Below are 15,470 nucleotides of genomic sequence, written 5' to 3' on the forward strand. Positions count from 1 at the left end.
CGTTTTATAGGTAGTTTCCTTATCCTTTCAAGAATAAACTAGAAATCAGTATGAATCAAATTTTTAATATTCGATCAGGAGGAACATTCATGGCAAAGCAAATAAACGGACAGCTGGGAAGCAGTGAGGTACATATTAAGGATGCATTTTGGAACCGCTTTACCGAATTGGTACGTGAGACGGTTATTCCCTATCAATGGGATGCACTGAATGACCGAATTGCGGATGCAGAGCCAAGTTATGCGATTCGTAATTTCCGCGTAGCGGCAGGGCTTGAAGAGCAGCCTTATGGCGGCATGGTGTTCCAGGACAGTGATGTTGCGAAATGGCTGGAGGCCGTTGGTTATTCTCTAGCGAGTCATCCTGATGCAGAACTGGAGCGTACGGCGGACGAAGTTATCGATCTCATTGCGATGGCGCAACATGAGAATGGGTATTTAAATACGTATTTTACAATTAAAGACCCGGGCAAACAGTGGACAAATCTCTATGAAGCACATGAACTGTACTGTGCAGGGCATATGATCGAGGCTGCAGTTGCCTATTATGACGCAACGGGCAAACGCAAGCTGCTTGATGTGATGTGTAAGTTTGCCGATTATATTGATTCGTTATTTGGTATAGAGCCCGGCAAAATGAGAGGGTATGACGGCCATCAGGAGATTGAGCTGGCTTTAGTGAAGCTTTATCAGACGACAGGAGAAGACCGTTACCTCAAGCTTGCTCAATTCTTTATTGATGAGCGTGGGGCGGAACCGAATTTCCTGATTGAAGATATTAAACAGCGTGATGGGCTCAGTCTATGGACAGGAAGAAATATGCCTATTCCGAAGGTAGAGCAATTAGCTTATAACCAGGCGCATAAGCCGGTACGTGAGCAGGATGTGGCGGTAGGCCATTCCGTCCGAGCAGTCTATATGTACACGGCAATGGCTGATCTGGCAAGACTAACAGGTGACATGCAGCTTCTTGAGGCATGCCAGCGTTTGTGGAATAACATGACCAGAAAGCAGATGTATATTACAGGAGGGATTGGTTCCACTCATCACGGCGAAGCCTTTTCCTTCGATTACGATCTGCCTAATGATACGGTGTATGCAGAGACTTGTGCATCCATCGGCCTTATCTTCTTCGCCCAGCGGATGTTGAAGCTGGAAGCAAAGAGCGAGTACGCAGATATCATGGAGCGGGCGTTATTTAACAATGTAGTAGGCAGTATGTCGCAGGATGGCAAGCATTATTTCTATGTTAATCCACTTGAAGTATGGCCGAAGGCTTCCGAGAAAAATCCGGGTCGTCATCATGTGAAAGCTGAGCGCCAGAAATGGTTCGGCTGCTCTTGCTGCCCTCCGAATGTGGCACGTCTGCTTAGTTCATTAAACGATTACATTTATACCGTAACTGCCGCAACAAATACGATCTATACGCATCTGTTTATTGGGAGCATAGCTCAGTTTGAGCTTGATGCCGGCTCTGTAACCTTGAAGCAAGAGTCAGAGCTGCCTTGGAAAGGGAATGTCCGTTTCGAGTTTACGGAAGTCCCGGGTGCAACAGTAACGCTAGCCCTTCGTATTCCTTCCTGGTGCAGGGAGAAAGCAGTGCTCCGTATTAACGGCGAAACAGCGGATTACAAAACTGAGAATGGATACGCTCTTGTTAATCGGAATTGGCAGCAAGGAGATGTTGTAGAATGGGAGCCAGCTATGGAAGCGCAGCTGACAGCTGCTCATCCGGAGATTCGGGCAAATGCAGGTAAGGTTGCCATTGAACGTGGACCACTTGTCTACTGTCTGGAGGAAATCGACAACGCTAGTCCTCTTGCAGCCGTTTCCCTTGTGACCTCCTCCGCTCTGGCAGTAAACTTCGATTCACAGCTGCTTGGTGGAGCGATAGTCATTGAAGCGGAAGGCCGCTTGGATGAACAAGGGTCCTGGCAGGAAGAAACGCCATATCGTCCTTATGGGCTGCAACAGGCATCGCTGCCGGTTAAATTGAAAGCTGTGCCTTACTATTTGTGGGGCAATCGTCAACGTGGCGAAATGACCGTTTGGATTCGAGCGTAGAGTTAAGGTGGAATAGTCCGTTTCACGAAATACCAGACTTTGTTGGCAGCATGGCTTTTGAAATCTGCATGATGGTGGGATTCAATTGTTCATGCCTCTATATTTGAACAAACATAACTAACAATTTGATGAATAGGTACAGGGTTCGAGCGTATGAATGCGTCAATCTCTGCTTTGCTTGGAATGCTGTGCCTTTGATGCTCTTTAATGGATTCACAAGAAATGAGAATAAGGCGCATATTTTGGGAAGAAATTTAGTCCATTCTCCAATAGACTTGAATCAAGATATAAATATACTATTGGAGGTACTTAGATGGCTGGATGGGCTGGGCTAAAGGATCTATTGATCGCGGAAGTGAAGCAGCGCAGTGACGAGGCATGTTTGGTAGATGGATTTCTGGAGCGAATTGAGGTATCCAGTGAAAGCCAAACGGAGCTAATGAAGATTTATGAAGAATTGTGTGCTTTGGAGCCAAAGCATCCTAATCATGATGAACCTGATGAATTGGAGGAAATCCGGCGGCTTCGCCCAAACGGACCTCGTCATTTGGACAAAGAACTTAGCCATGACGAATGGTCAGACAAATTCTATGGCGCATGGCTCGGGAGAGCAATTGGCTGTGCGTTAGGCAAACCGCTCGAGTGGCCCAATTTTATGGCTGGCTCGCATGGGAGAGCAGGCTGGGAGAACGTGCACTTATGGTTCAAAGGAGCAGATGCTTGGCCGATTAACGGTTATACCCCGGGCCATTCCTCAGCTAAGGATGAATTTGGGATCGAGCTTGCTTTCTGGGGTTCTGCGAGCACAAGAGAACGTATTTCCTATATGGAAACAGATGATGATATTCGTTACACCGTGCTTGGTTTAATGATGCTTGAAAGAAAAGGTCTCGATTGGGAATCCTGGGACATAGGTAAGCTCTGGCACGAGGTCTTGTCCTATAACCAGGTTTGTACGGCTGAAACGCAGTCCTATCTGAATTTCGCTCATGTCACGTATCATTATGGGGAACAAGGCCGGCCGGCGGATTGGAAGCAGAAGAAAGAATGGGTACGTACTTATTTGAATCCATACCGTGAGTTTATCGGTGCACAAATTCGTGCAGACGGCTTCGCCTATGGAGCAGCTGGTCAGCCTGAACTGGCAGCAGATTTCGCTTGGCGGGATGCCTCCTTCTCTCATGTTCGTAACGGCATTTATGGTGAAATGTTCGTGGCTGCCATGATTGCGGCCGCATTTGTGGAATCAGATGCGGAAAGAATTATAGAAATTGGGCTAAGTGAAATCCCTGCAAATTGCCGTTTGGCACAAGATATTCATAAAGCAGTAGAAATCGCTCGGAGTACAGAGGATCAGCTCGCATTAGTTAAGAAGATTTGGGATGCCTTCAATCACTACGATCCCGTGCATACGAATAATAATGCAGCTCTGGTAGCAGCATCTCTGATATTTGCGAAAGGTGATTTTAATAAGGCGATTTCTACATCGGTTCTAGGTGGATGGGATACAGATTGTAATGGGGCCACAGTAGGTTCAATTATGGGCGCCTCACTTGGTGCTAAGCACTTGCCAAGCCATTGGGTAGAACCTCTCCATGATACCTTGTATTCGGCGGTTATTGGCTTCCACCCGATTACCATTTCAGAGTGCGCCAGAAGAAGTCACGAAGTCTATTTGAAATTGAAGGAGCAGCAGAAAGCAGGTCATTAATGCGATAAGATTGACGTCCGAGTGAGGGAGCATGATTCCTCATTCGGGCGTTTTTCAGTTACAATGAGTAGAAAAGCTGATTCTTATCTTAGGAAGGTACGGCATATGATACTGCACATTACATATGAGGATAATGAACTTCCCATTAATAGTTTCAAATGGACACCAAGCTTCGAGCTGGAGACGCAGCATCATCATCAAAGCTTTGAAATGGGCTTATGTCTTTCTGGGAGCGGGCAGTTCTATTTTGGCAGCACCGTTTATCCCGTAGTCCCAGGCGATATTTTTGTTGTGAATATACTGGAGAATCATATCGCCCAATCGGATCAAGGCTTTCCTTGCGAGTTTTTATTCCTTAACTTTGATTCGGGGCTGCTTGCCAAGGAAGAGCCTGAGCTGATGGTGCCTTTTCGCTATTATCCGTTTCATTTTCAGAACCGGTTACACGGTAACACCGATAGTATGGAACGTCTGCGGACAATGATAAAGCAGATTTTTGTGGAGAAAGAAGAGCGAGCTCCAGGTTATCGGACAGCGGTCAAAAGCCTGCTGATGACCATATGCGTAGAGCTTCTTCGAATGTCCAAGGAAGAGATCAGCAATACGACATGGATGGATGGCATGCGAAATTATGAGCATATCAGGCCAGTGCTGCATTATATGGATCAAAATTACCAGAGAGAAATTAACTTATCTCAATTGGCCTCGATATTTCATATAAGCGAATCTCATTTATCCAGATTAATATTGGAAGCAACAGGGAGAAAGTTCAAAAGCTACATGTCCACCCTTCGCATACAACATGCCAAGCGATTATTAGCTTCTACCATTATACCGGTTACTGAAATATGCTACGAATGCGGGTTCCAAAGCATGGCTACCTTTTATCGCAATTTTAAGCAATTTGTTGAAATGTCACCTGAAGATTATAGGCGCGTCATGCTGACCAAGGTGTGACAGTCATAACAAACAGCCGCAGAAGTATAGCTCCTGCGGCTGTTTGTTATGACTGTATCCTTAATTAGTGTATGCTGCCCGATGCATCCCGGTATTCCTGAGATGTCATTCCGAAAAATTGGGTTTCCTGTTCAGCTTGTCCTCAGTCCCCGATTATAAACTGACCCGGGATTCCATTCGACGACCCACGCATTCATGTGGAAGTATACGTTGACAGGCGAAGGAGCTCGATTATGAAGCATATGATAGAAGTTCGGGAATCATAGGCAAATCGAGACAAAACAGCCCTCTATTTCTGTCTGGATAAACGACATCTTGTAGAAACAGGCTTAAGTAATCTAATGTTGCATTACATTCACTTGTCAAAATCCCGATCAGTAATCCTGATCGGGATTTTTTTTGTTTTGCCTCCGCTATAAGATATGCAGGCATCGCTAAAATATTGGAAGCATTTAAAATGAAGCCGAAGGGGTCGCTATAGAATGATTTTAAACGCGCACTGCTTCACGTTGGGTTATCATTGTATAAAATTAAAGTGTCTAGTTAATATGGACATTATTGGGAATTGTCGATACACTTAATATGAGTTTCTGAATTATATGACTTATGAAGTGTACATCTATTAAAAAGTTTATAAACCTTGATTTATACTGGTTTTGAATAGGATGGACACTGTTCTAGTTAGCACAAACGCTGGGTTGTTCTTCGCAACATTAGAAGGGCGAGGCTCCGTTTATATCCAATCGCTGCGGTTCAGCCAGTTGGCGACATTTTTAACATGCTGAAAGGCGATTAATACGAACTATTGAGGTGATCTCCATGCATTATGATTTTAACCGGATATGGTTAACGAACAAATTCGGAGAAATCGAGCGGCGTACCCTAAAAGCACTGGATCAGCTTAATGATGAGCAGGTGAACTGGAGCCCGAATTCAGGAAGCTTTAGTATTTCGACCTTGATCAGGCATATGGAAGGCAACATTTTGGAACGGGTTAATAAAGGGATTCTTTTTCAAGATTTTGTGCGCGATCGGGAAGCCGAATTAAAGCCTGTCTTTATAAAGAGTGAAGAGCTAGTGTTCATATTCCGCACACGAATGCAGGTTGTTATGGATACCATTCAAACGATGACGGATGAGCAATTTGAAAGAACACAGACTATTCGGGGCAAGGAACGAACAAATCTGGATATACTGCATCAATGTGCGGCACATTTTTCTGAGCATATGGGACAAATCCTTTATATTGCGAAACAGCAATTGAAAGAAGACTATAAATCGACTTCAATCTAAGAGGAGCATGGCGATGCAAAGACATACTCATCTTGGGGTATATGGCGTATTGATTAGAGATAATAAAGTACTTCTAATAAAGAAAAGCAGGGGACCTCACACGGGCAAATGGGATTTACCGGGAGGTTCTATTGAGTTTGGAGAGGAGCCTTATCAGACACTTCTGAGAGAATTTGAAGAGGAGACTGGGCTTACTGATGTGCAGGGATCGATACTCGATTCTTTATCCTATACCCTCATTTATCCTTATCGCGAGAATGTTATGGAGGAGCTTCACCATATCGGTATCCTATATGAGGTGCGATTGCTGAAGAATGACGTGGAGCTCAAAACAGATGGGGATGGTCAAGACTCCCTGGGTGCAGCCTGGATCGATCTAAATGAAATTCGACAATTCCCAGTAACTCCATTTGTAGAAAAAACTCTCTTTAGCCGCATAGACAATTCGGAAAAGTTTTGCTAAACTGTTCGACGGTGCAATTTTATGGTATCCAACTTTCATGGAGAAGGGGACTATATATGGACAGAACAGAACTTGCAAGAGAGATTATCCAGACGTCAAGACTGACGGGAGAATTCAAGCTTCGTTCAGGAAAAACATCGAATCATTACTTCGATAAATACTTGTTCGAATCCAATCCCGTAATTCTAGCTGCGATTGCTGAACAGCTTGCACCCCTAGTTCCTGAAGGAACAGAAGTATTAGCGGGACTTGAGATGGGCGGTATTCCGATCGCCACAGCACTTTCCCTAAAGACGGGTATTCCAGTAGTCTTCGTCCGAAAGAGAGCGAAGGAGTATGGAACCAGCAAATTAGCAGAAGGAATGGATATTACAGGCAAGAAGGTCTGTATTATTGAGGATGTGATCACAACCGGTGGTCAAGTACTGCTAAGTGCTGCAGATTTGCTCACTCATGACGCGGAGCTGAAAGAAGTATTATGTGTCATTGAGAGGGACCCGGCCGGAAGAGCCAACCTCGAAGAAGCGGAATTCGTGGTTCACTCCTTATTCAAGATGGAAGAGTTATTTGAGTCTGAGGAAATAAGCCTATAAATAAAGAACTGGTCCTACTCGTTACGAACGAGAGGACCAGTTTTTTTATTAAAGAGTAAGGGGATATTAACAAACAAGGCATTTCCACTTATTTGTTTCATGAAGAAAGGGTGCTCATGTTTGGTCCTTCAAATAGGTATATGTAGTTTACTCTTAACGCTACCTGCGCCTAGCGTAAATGATGTTGATCAAGCCAATATCTTGATACAGTCCATTCAATTTTCCTCTCCGGATCTGACAGGAATACATAAAGCTGAACTATTTACTTCAAGTCCAAAAAAACATCAAAATTTGACTCTAAAGATTGATAATAAAACGGTTCAGCAAAATATCTATTGGAACAGTAAAATCATGATCGGTGATGTAGATGATGATCGTTCTAATGAGATTTTCTTGTACGAATATTCTGTAGGTAGTGCGGGGGCTATGAGACTAACTGTGTTTGGTAGGGTCCATAATCAGTGGGCCCGTATTTTCACCGATCCCAGAATAAATGAGGAAGGAGTAGAGCAGCGATTTTCAAACAAGTATCTTGGAAAGAATCAACTGCAGTTCTACGATAATCTAACCCAACTTTCAGGAAAATTGGATATGTCGCGCTATGATTATTCACAAGAGCAGTTGAAAAAGATGAGGCTCCAAACGGATCCCATCTCAGAATATATTATTCATTATGAAAATATAGGATGCCAAATCGAGACTATGCGCTGGATATTTGCTAATTCTCATCCTACATCTGTTTTATCTGTTCATGATTATTATCATTATCGCTTCAGAGATCATTCGTTTAGCCTCTACGAGACTAAAATCCTCGAGAATGACACGGTGTTAGGCGTTAAGAAATATGCTTTAAATGAGTCTTGATCATACAAAAATTAAGCTGCCCCTGACCATTCTTGCGAATGGCCGTTAGGGCAGCTCTTTTTTATTTTTTACCGTTCAGCATTTCCCAGCGGTACACATATTCGAACAGGAATTCGAATGCTTCAATATGGCGTTTCGCTTCGAATGCATTTGCACCCCAGGCGTAGATGCCATGTTTGCGAAGGATAATGCCCGGGATCCGCTTGTCGAGGCGCTCCGTTACTTCAGGAACGATACGAGGAATTTCTGCAAAGTTAGTTACAATTGGAATATCGATATGAGCTTCCTCATCCCAGATGTTCAGTCCCTTGATCAGCTCAACGCCGTCTACGGGAACCGCACGGCGTTCCCAGAACCACTCAGACATTACAGCACTATAAACGGAATGAACGTGGAAAATGGCACCTGCACCTGTTAAACGATAAATCTCATTATGGATCAACGTTTCAGCGGAAGGCTTAAGGTTTGTTGCTTCGCAAGCTTTGCCGTTCTTGTCTACGAACAGATAATCCTCTGGCGTATGTACGGTTTTGTCTTTGCCGCTTGCTGTAATGGCGAAATAGAATTCATCCGGCGTAAAGTCACCTACACGTACTGACAGGTTGCCGCTAGTTCCGGCAAACCAGCCGCGGGAGGCGAATAATTCTTTAACGCTGCGCAGGTCGGCGAGCGCCTGTTGTTTGTGTTCCAGCTTAATATCTGTAAAAGCCATATTAGACCGCCCTTTCTTTCTTCAGCTCATGCACAATATCATGGAAGGTTGTGAATTCGGTATGCGGGAGTCCAAGCTCCTTGCATTTTTCGGTAAGGTACGCACGTGAGAAGACAACTTCGGCAAGCTTTGCACCCTCAAAATCCGTCACGCTGTCCCCGATAATGATACGCTCGTAATGACCATTTGCGAAACGGCGCATGATGGTTGTTTTACACATCCCGCAATCATTCGTACAATGTCCGTCACAAGGATGCGGCCATGTAATCTCGATCTGTTCACCGCTGAAATCACTGCCGTTGCAGTAAATATGATCCTCAGGTATACCAAAGCGGGCGAGAACCGGGAAGACAAAGAAGTCGATGCCGCCGCTTGTCACGTAAAACTCAATTTGTTCATCCTTACAATATTGAAGCAGCTCCGCGAAGCCGTCACGAATCTGAACATTGTTAATGCCATATTCGATAACTTCCTGTTGTTTGGAAGTGGGGAGAAGGCGGAACATTTGGCCAACGCCATCGCGGATCGAGATTTTTTGAGAAAGTACACTAGTTGCAATCTCTTCCCAGCCCGGCGGGTTGAAATGCTTAATAATCGCTACGATATTATCGTTGACGGTGATGGTTCCGTCAAAGTCACAGAAGATGATACGTTTCTTAGCTGTTGTCATTATTCTTTACTCCCCCATGCATCAATCGCTGCTTGAAGTGCTTCATTGCCTGGCTGCGCTGCAGCTTCGCGAAGTGGTACTCCGTTCATTGCTGCCGTAATCGCACTGCGGAAAGCTTGTCCGCCAGCAGCAGTTCCCATTGGATGACCGTGGATGCCTCCGCCTGCATTGACGACAACATCGGTTCCGAAGTCACGCAGAATAAGTGGTACAAGTCCAGGGTGAATGCCTGCCGATGGTACAGGGAAGCTTGTACGAAGCGTTGAGGACGGCGCGAGCAGCGCATCCTTAACAGCCAGATTCTCTTCCTTCGGCATAACAACGGAGCCATACGGAGAAGGGAAGAGAACTAGATCAGCCCCAGCAAGACGCATCAGCTTGCCAAGCAGCACGGAAGCGCCGATTCCGTAATGTGGTGACGGATAGAAGGCACCTGCAAGTGCAGGGTGAGCTGCGATTGGCACATTAATCTCTGGATCTTTGCTCAGCTCATGCAGAACATCATAACCATAAGACAAAACGTTAAACAGCAGGGCATTGGCGCCTGCGGCAATCGCTTTGCGGGCCTGGTTTGCCAGCTGTGAAGTAGGGCCAGTCAGGTTAACGGCATAAAGCAGCTTTTGTCCCGTTTCCTGTTGTGCTTTACGAGCAGCCTCCATACACACTTCTACACGCTTCTCAAGTGGAGTGAGTGGATTCTCGAACAGAATCTCATCATCCTTGATCAGATCAACGCCGCCAAGCGCCTGCTTGTAGAACTGTTCCTGCAGATTTGGCAGGTCATGGCCAACTACGGATTTGAAAATACTCATCAGAAGTGGACGGTCATGAACTCCAAGCAGCTGACGTACTCCTTCCAGACCAAATTTCGGGCCAGGGAAGGCTGATTGGAACTCTTCCGACACATCAAGGTCAATCAGCTTGATTTTGCCGTCCATTGACAGCTTGCCGAAGATGGTCACGAGCAGGGCAGGGATGTCTCGGCTGAAGTTGATATCCGGATAAGCGATTCGAATATCGGCATACCGTTCGCCGCATGCTGGTTCATGAACATCAACGGATAATACTTTGCCCAGATGCTTTTCCATCTCAGCTTTGCGAGCTTCAGGAAGCTCTGTCCAGCTGCCAACGGTCAAGCCAACAGCGATGGATAATGCTTTTTTATCAAAATCCGCTTTCTCGTCATAGCTGCGGTAAGTTGCAACACACATTTGATTCATTAGGATAACGTACTCCTTTCGATATCCGCTCCGATTTCACCAGCGCGTTCAGCGGAACGCAGCATGCCGCGTACGACAGCTTCTGTCAGTCCGCCTTCTGCCATCGATTCAATTGCCGCTTGTGTCGTACCGTTCGGGGACGTTACTTTACGTCTTAAGTCAGCTGGTTCTTCACCTGTTGTACGCACCATCTCGGCTGCGCCTAGAACAGTCTGTACGATCAGATCTTTGGCTTGATTGGCAGGAAGGCCAAGCTTAGCTGCAGCTTCCATCATTGCTTCCATGAAATAATAAACATAAGCAGGACCACTGCCCGATACACCAACGATGGAATCCTGCAGGGATTCTTCAACGACCGCGTTGATGCCGATTGATGCGAACATCGTTTCTGCCAGCTGACGCTGCTCGACCGATACAGATCCCGAATAGCTGATGCCTGTAACACCAAGGCCAATTGTGCTTGACGTGTTTGGCATTGTCCGTACAATGGCTGCTGGTCTGCCAAGAACACGCTCCATGGAGGAGATCGAGAATCCGGCAATGACGGATACGATCAGCTGATTGTTCGAGAGCAAATGTTTGATGGATGAAATCGCTGTAACGGCATCTTTTGGCTTCATGGCCAGAAAAATAATATCTGCATCTTGGAGGAACTGTTCGTTACTCGAGCCGTTTAATACGGTTTGAACGCCGTACTTTGACGACAGCTCATTCAAGCGATCGGCATTTTGCCTGTTCAGCATAGAAATTTGTTCAGGCTTTGTAAGCTTCTGATTAATAAGACCACGTACAATTGCTTCTGCCATTGAGCCAGCACCATAGAAGCTGATTTTCAAAGCCTCGACATTCGCGCTGGCATTTGTTTTTTCCATAGATAACATATCGTTTCCCTCCAACCTATTCACTGTATCTTTAACCCCGGATTTGTCCGTTGCCGTAAACCCGGAATTTCGTTGATGTTAGAGCAGGCAAGCCCATTGGGCCGCGAGCATGGAGCTTCTGTGTACTGATGCCAATCTCTGCACCAAAGCCAAATTCGAATCCATCTGTAAAGCGGGTAGAGGCGTTATGATAAACAGCTGCCGCATCGACTTCCATCAGGAACCGCTCAGCATGAGCAGCGTCTTCGGTTACGATACATTCCGAATGTTTTGTACTAAACTTACGTATATGGTCAAGTGCTTCATCTAAGTTTGCTACAATACGAATATTTAAAACATAATCGTTATATTCCGTCGCAAAATCTTGTTCCGTCACAAGCTTCACCTGAGTAATGCGCTCGAAGGTTTGTTGATCACCACGTAATTCAACATTTGCAGCAAGGAAACGATTAGTAATTTGGGCCAAATGTCGTTCTGCAAAAGCTTCATGCAGCAGAAGCGTCTCCATCGAGTTGCATACGGAAGGGCGCTGTACCTTTGCATTAAAGGCAATTTGTTCTGCCATATTATAATCGGCGCTTTCGTCCACAAATGTATGACAGATGCCTGCGCCAGTCTCGATCACTGGCACCGTTGCATTCTCAACTACGTTGCGGATCAGAGCCGCGCCGCCGCGTGGGATAACCACATCAAGCAATCCGTTCAGCTTCAGCATTTCGTTAACAGACGCACGATCTGAATCTTCGATGAGCTGAATAGCATCTTGAGGCAAATCCGTTGTTGTGAGTGCATGACGCAATACTTCAACAATACGGCGGTTCGATTCAAGGGCAGCAGAGCCGCCTCGAAGTACAACGCAGTTGCCAGTTTTGAGACATAGGCCAACCGCGTCAACCGTCACATTCGGACGAGCCTCATAAATCATTCCGATTACACCAAGTGGTACACGTGTTTTCTCTACACGAAGGCCATTCGGACGATCGAATTGCTCGAGCAGCTCGCCAACAGGGTCAGGAAGGTCAACCACTTGCCGCAAGCCTTCAGCAATTCCAGCAACCCGTTCTTCATTCAAAGCTAGACGGTCAAGCAGGGAAGGACTAGTGCCAAGCTCCCGTCCGCGTTCCAGATCTTTACCATTTGCTTCAATAATAGAAACTTGATTTTCAATAAGGGCATTAGCCATCGCTGCAAGAGCTGTGTTTTTCTGCTCGGTTGTCATTTTGTTCATGACACTTGCCGCTGTTTGCGCTAGTGTTGCTTTTTGTCTCACTTCGCTAGTCATCGTAAATTCCTCCTCAAAAGAATTAACACCCAGTGAGCCGAGCACCGGCTCATTGTGATGATTCTTACTTCGTAAGCTTAATCGATTATCGCAGCGATACCCACTCATCACGATGGATGACTTCAATCCTGCCAACATCAACCCTGCGCTTTACTTCTTCGGTACTAAGTCCGGCGACCGCCTGGATCTGCCAAGCTTCATAGTTGACGACTCCACGACCAATTGTTTCTCCCGTAAGGCTGGTTACTTCAACGACATCCCCGGAGTGGAAATCACCTTGAATCTCACGAATGCCTGCTGGCAGAAGACTTTTACCACCAACAAGCAATGCATGTTCAGCGCCATCGTCAACTACAATGCGTCCATGAGGCATGGAGTGGAAGCCAAGCCATTGTTTCTTCATCGGGAGACTATGTAACTGAGTATCAAAATAAGTGCCTTTACCAACGCCATCAATAGCTGACTGTAGATCGCCAGGCTGTTGAACTTTCCCGATAAAAGCTCTGACGCCGCCGCGCATGGAGATGCGTGCAGCCTCAATCTTGGAACGCATGCCGCCGGTACCAACGGCAGATCCTGCCCCGCCTGCAAGCTGCATAATCTCTTCTGAGATTTGATCTACCCGTTCGATCTTAACGGCTTGTGGATTTTTACGAGGATCTTCTGTATATAAGCCGTCCATGTCTGTAATCATGACCAGCTTGCTAGCTTTCGTCATGGCAGCAACTAATGCTGAAAGCTTATCATTATCACCAAACTTCAGCTCAAGCTCATCGGTAGCAACCGTATCATTTTCATTAATAATCGGAATAATGTGCAGGCGAAGCAATTCTTCAATTGTCTTGAGTGCATTTTGGATTCGTTTCCGGTTGGAAAAGTCTGCCCGTGTCAGAAGGATTTGAGCGACACCAATGCCGTACTCTCCAAAGGCTTCTTGATAAGCTTGCATGAGGAGCGCCTGGCCTACTGCAGCAGCAGCTTGCTTCTCATGAACGAGTTTTGGCCTTGAAGCGTATCCGATTTGGCGGAACCCCGCAGCTACTGCACCGGAGGTTACGAGGATAAGAGGACATCCTTGCTTATGAAGCGCAGCGAGTTCAGCAGCGAAATAGGTGATTTGCTCGCGGTTAAGGCCGCCTTCTTCTGAGGTTAAGGAGCTGCTACCGATTTTGACAACGATTCGTTCCGACATGTTCTCATCCCATTTCATGGCAAAATAAAAAGACCTTCGTCCTGTAAAGGACGAAAGTCTATAGCTTCCGCGATACCACCTTTGTTGACCGAGATAACACACTCGATCCATCTCAAGCCTCATAACAGGAGGCGCTGTCCAGCTCTCGCCGGCCGCTCGGGGGTTGGATTCAGCAAGGAGCCGAGGCAAATCTTGCAGCCTAATGAATTTGCTCTCTGTTCACGGCCATTCTCGCTTACTAGTCCCGTCATCACGTTACATCTTTAATTAGTGTTAGCATATCATGATCAAAGATTGCTGTAAAGCAAGGCAAACGCTGTATAAACAGGCAGCAGACCGGGGGTTAGCCGATCTGCTGTTCCTCATTAAAAGATGCCTAGTTTGCCAATCCGTTCGATGGCTTCAATTAACCGTTCTTCACTTGTTAACAGGCCTAAACGGACGTAACCTTCACCATGTGTGCCAAAACCATTACCTGGCGCAACAACAACGTCTGCCTGCTCAAGAACTAGATCCGCAAAAGATTCGGAAGTATAACCTTCCGGTACAGGGAGCCAACAGAAGAAGGAACCGCCAGGGCGATCCGCTTTCCAGCCGATTCGATCGAGGGCGCCAAACACCGCTTCACGGCGGCTTTCATATCTCGCTGTAAGCTCAGTAACACAATCCTGAGGACCTGTAAGCGCAAGTGCTGCCGCTTCTTGAATGCCGCCAAACAGACTGCAGTAGTAATGATCCTGAATCAGGTTAATCAGCGATACAACCTTTGCATTACCAATCGCAAAGCCTACACGCCAGCCTGCCATGTTATAAGTTTTTGATAAGGTGTAGAATTCAACGCCAACTTCCTTCGCTCCAGGCGTTTGCAGGAAGCTGACCGGTTTCTTGCCGTCAAAGCCGATAGCGCCATAAGCAAAATCGCTTGCTACAACAACGCCCGTACGGCGTGCAAATTGCACCGTTTCTTCATAAAAGTCCGAATCAGCAATGGCACCAGTAGGGTTATTCGGATAATTAATAAACATCAGCTTTGCACGTTTCAGCGCTTCTTCATCTATTACTGAGTAGTCAGGCAAGAAGCGATTGTCCGCCGTAAGCGGCATGAAGCTCATCTCTGCACCAGAGAGAGCTACACCAGACCAATAGTCCGGATAACCTGGATCTGGAACGAGACAGACATCACCAGGGTTAAGAAGACATTGGCTGATTTCGACCAATCCTGTTTTACCGCCAAAGAGGATAGCGACTTCAGTAGCAGGATCAACGTCAACACCGTAATCTTCCTTGTAACGCGCAGCTACTGCTTCCTTTAAGAAGGAATAACCGCTGAAAGGCGGATACCGGTGATACATTGGATTAGCCGAAGCCTCTTGCATCCTGGCCACAATATGGGGAGGGGTAGGCTGATCGGGATTGCCTTGCCCCAAATTGATTACATCACGGCCTTTGGCTGCCTGTGCATTTGCTTTGCCAACAAGTTTGGCAAAAAATTGAGTTGGCAGAACCGTCATGCGGTCTGCTGGTTTTATTACATGTTCATTAGTTTGAGTCTCCATTTGCTCACACTCC

At 46.2% G+C, this 15,470-nt stretch carries 14 protein-coding genes; 7 read left to right on the plus strand and 7 right to left on the minus strand.

From position 1 onward, the window contains the following. Positions 1-89: 89 nt before the first annotated feature. The 7 genes from FHS17_RS01665 to FHS17_RS01700 all read left to right on the plus strand — a co-directional run bounded on the left by FHS17_RS01665 (position 90) and on the right by FHS17_RS01700 (position 7,944). Positions 90-2,063: a glycoside hydrolase family 127 protein gene (locus FHS17_RS01665; protein ID WP_167273256.1), complete on the plus strand. Its 1,974-nt coding sequence runs from the start codon at positions 90-92 to the stop codon at positions 2,061-2,063. 313 nt (positions 2,064-2,376) lie between these two features. Next, positions 2,377-3,774, plus strand: coding sequence for an ADP-ribosylglycohydrolase family protein (locus FHS17_RS01670; RefSeq protein WP_167273260.1), 1,398 nt, complete (start codon positions 2,377-2,379; stop codon positions 3,772-3,774). A gap of 105 nt (positions 3,775-3,879) precedes the next feature. Then, positions 3,880-4,731, plus strand: coding sequence for an AraC family transcriptional regulator (locus FHS17_RS01675; RefSeq protein ID WP_167273264.1), 852 nt, complete (start codon positions 3,880-3,882; stop codon positions 4,729-4,731). A gap of 819 nt (positions 4,732-5,550) precedes the next feature. Then, positions 5,551-6,024: a DUF1572 family protein gene (locus FHS17_RS01685; RefSeq protein ID WP_167273268.1), complete on the plus strand. Its 474-nt coding sequence runs from the start codon at positions 5,551-5,553 to the stop codon at positions 6,022-6,024. A 13-nt stretch (positions 6,025-6,037) separates the two neighbouring features. After that, entirely contained in the window at positions 6,038-6,487 is a 450-nt protein-coding gene (locus FHS17_RS01690) for an NUDIX hydrolase (protein ID WP_167273272.1), read from the plus strand. A 56-nt stretch (positions 6,488-6,543) separates the two neighbouring features. Further along, positions 6,544-7,080 (plus strand): orotate phosphoribosyltransferase, encoded by a 537-nt coding sequence (gene pyrE, locus FHS17_RS01695; RefSeq protein ID WP_167273276.1) that lies wholly within the window; start codon positions 6,544-6,546, stop codon positions 7,078-7,080. Between the two features lie 120 nt (positions 7,081-7,200). Continuing rightward, positions 7,201-7,944: a hypothetical protein gene (locus FHS17_RS01700; protein ID WP_167273280.1), complete on the plus strand. Its 744-nt coding sequence runs from the start codon at positions 7,201-7,203 to the stop codon at positions 7,942-7,944. A 61-nt stretch (positions 7,945-8,005) separates the two neighbouring features. Here FHS17_RS01700 and mtnB read toward each other — a convergent pair whose 3' ends face one another. The 7 genes from mtnB to FHS17_RS01735 all read right to left on the minus strand — a co-directional run bounded on the left by mtnB (position 8,006) and on the right by FHS17_RS01735 (position 15,457). Further along, positions 8,006-8,656 carry a methylthioribulose 1-phosphate dehydratase gene (gene mtnB, locus FHS17_RS01705; protein ID WP_167273283.1) on the minus strand — a complete coding sequence of 217 codons (651 nt, stop codon included), beginning with the start codon at positions 8,654-8,656 and terminating at the stop codon, positions 8,006-8,008. A gap of 1 nt (position 8,657) precedes the next feature. Beyond that, positions 8,658-9,326: a 2-hydroxy-3-keto-5-methylthiopentenyl-1-phosphate phosphatase gene (locus tag FHS17_RS01710; protein WP_167273287.1), complete on the minus strand. Its 669-nt coding sequence runs from the start codon at positions 9,324-9,326 to the stop codon at positions 8,658-8,660. Then, positions 9,326-10,546: a 2,3-diketo-5-methylthiopentyl-1-phosphate enolase gene (locus tag FHS17_RS01715; protein ID WP_167273290.1), complete on the minus strand. Its 1,221-nt coding sequence runs from the start codon at positions 10,544-10,546 to the stop codon at positions 9,326-9,328. Before FHS17_RS01715 ends, FHS17_RS01710 begins: the two co-directional genes overlap by 1 nt. Next, the gene (proC, locus tag FHS17_RS01720; RefSeq protein ID WP_167273295.1) at positions 10,546-11,427 is read right to left on the minus strand and encodes a pyrroline-5-carboxylate reductase; all 882 of its coding nucleotides are present in this window, start codon (positions 11,425-11,427) and stop codon (positions 10,546-10,548) included. The genes FHS17_RS01715 and proC overlap by 1 nt, the downstream gene beginning before the upstream one ends. A gap of 31 nt (positions 11,428-11,458) precedes the next feature. Continuing rightward, complete coding sequence (locus tag FHS17_RS01725; RefSeq protein ID WP_167273299.1) at positions 11,459-12,709, minus strand: glutamate-5-semialdehyde dehydrogenase; 1,251 nt, start codon at positions 12,707-12,709, stop codon at positions 11,459-11,461. 85 nt (positions 12,710-12,794) lie between these two features. Next, positions 12,795-13,901 (minus strand): glutamate 5-kinase, encoded by a 1,107-nt coding sequence (proB, locus tag FHS17_RS01730; protein ID WP_167273303.1) that lies wholly within the window; start codon positions 13,899-13,901, stop codon positions 12,795-12,797. A 365-nt stretch (positions 13,902-14,266) separates the two neighbouring features. Then, a complete protein-coding gene (locus tag FHS17_RS01735; RefSeq protein WP_167273306.1) occupies positions 14,267-15,457 on the minus strand; it encodes a pyridoxal phosphate-dependent aminotransferase in 1,191 nt (396 codons plus the stop codon). Positions 15,458-15,470: the final 13 nt, after the last annotated feature.

The organism is Paenibacillus lupini, assembly GCF_011761355.1.
In the GTDB taxonomy this organism is placed as follows: Bacteria; Bacillota; Bacilli; order Paenibacillales; family Paenibacillaceae; genus Pristimantibacillus; species Pristimantibacillus lupini.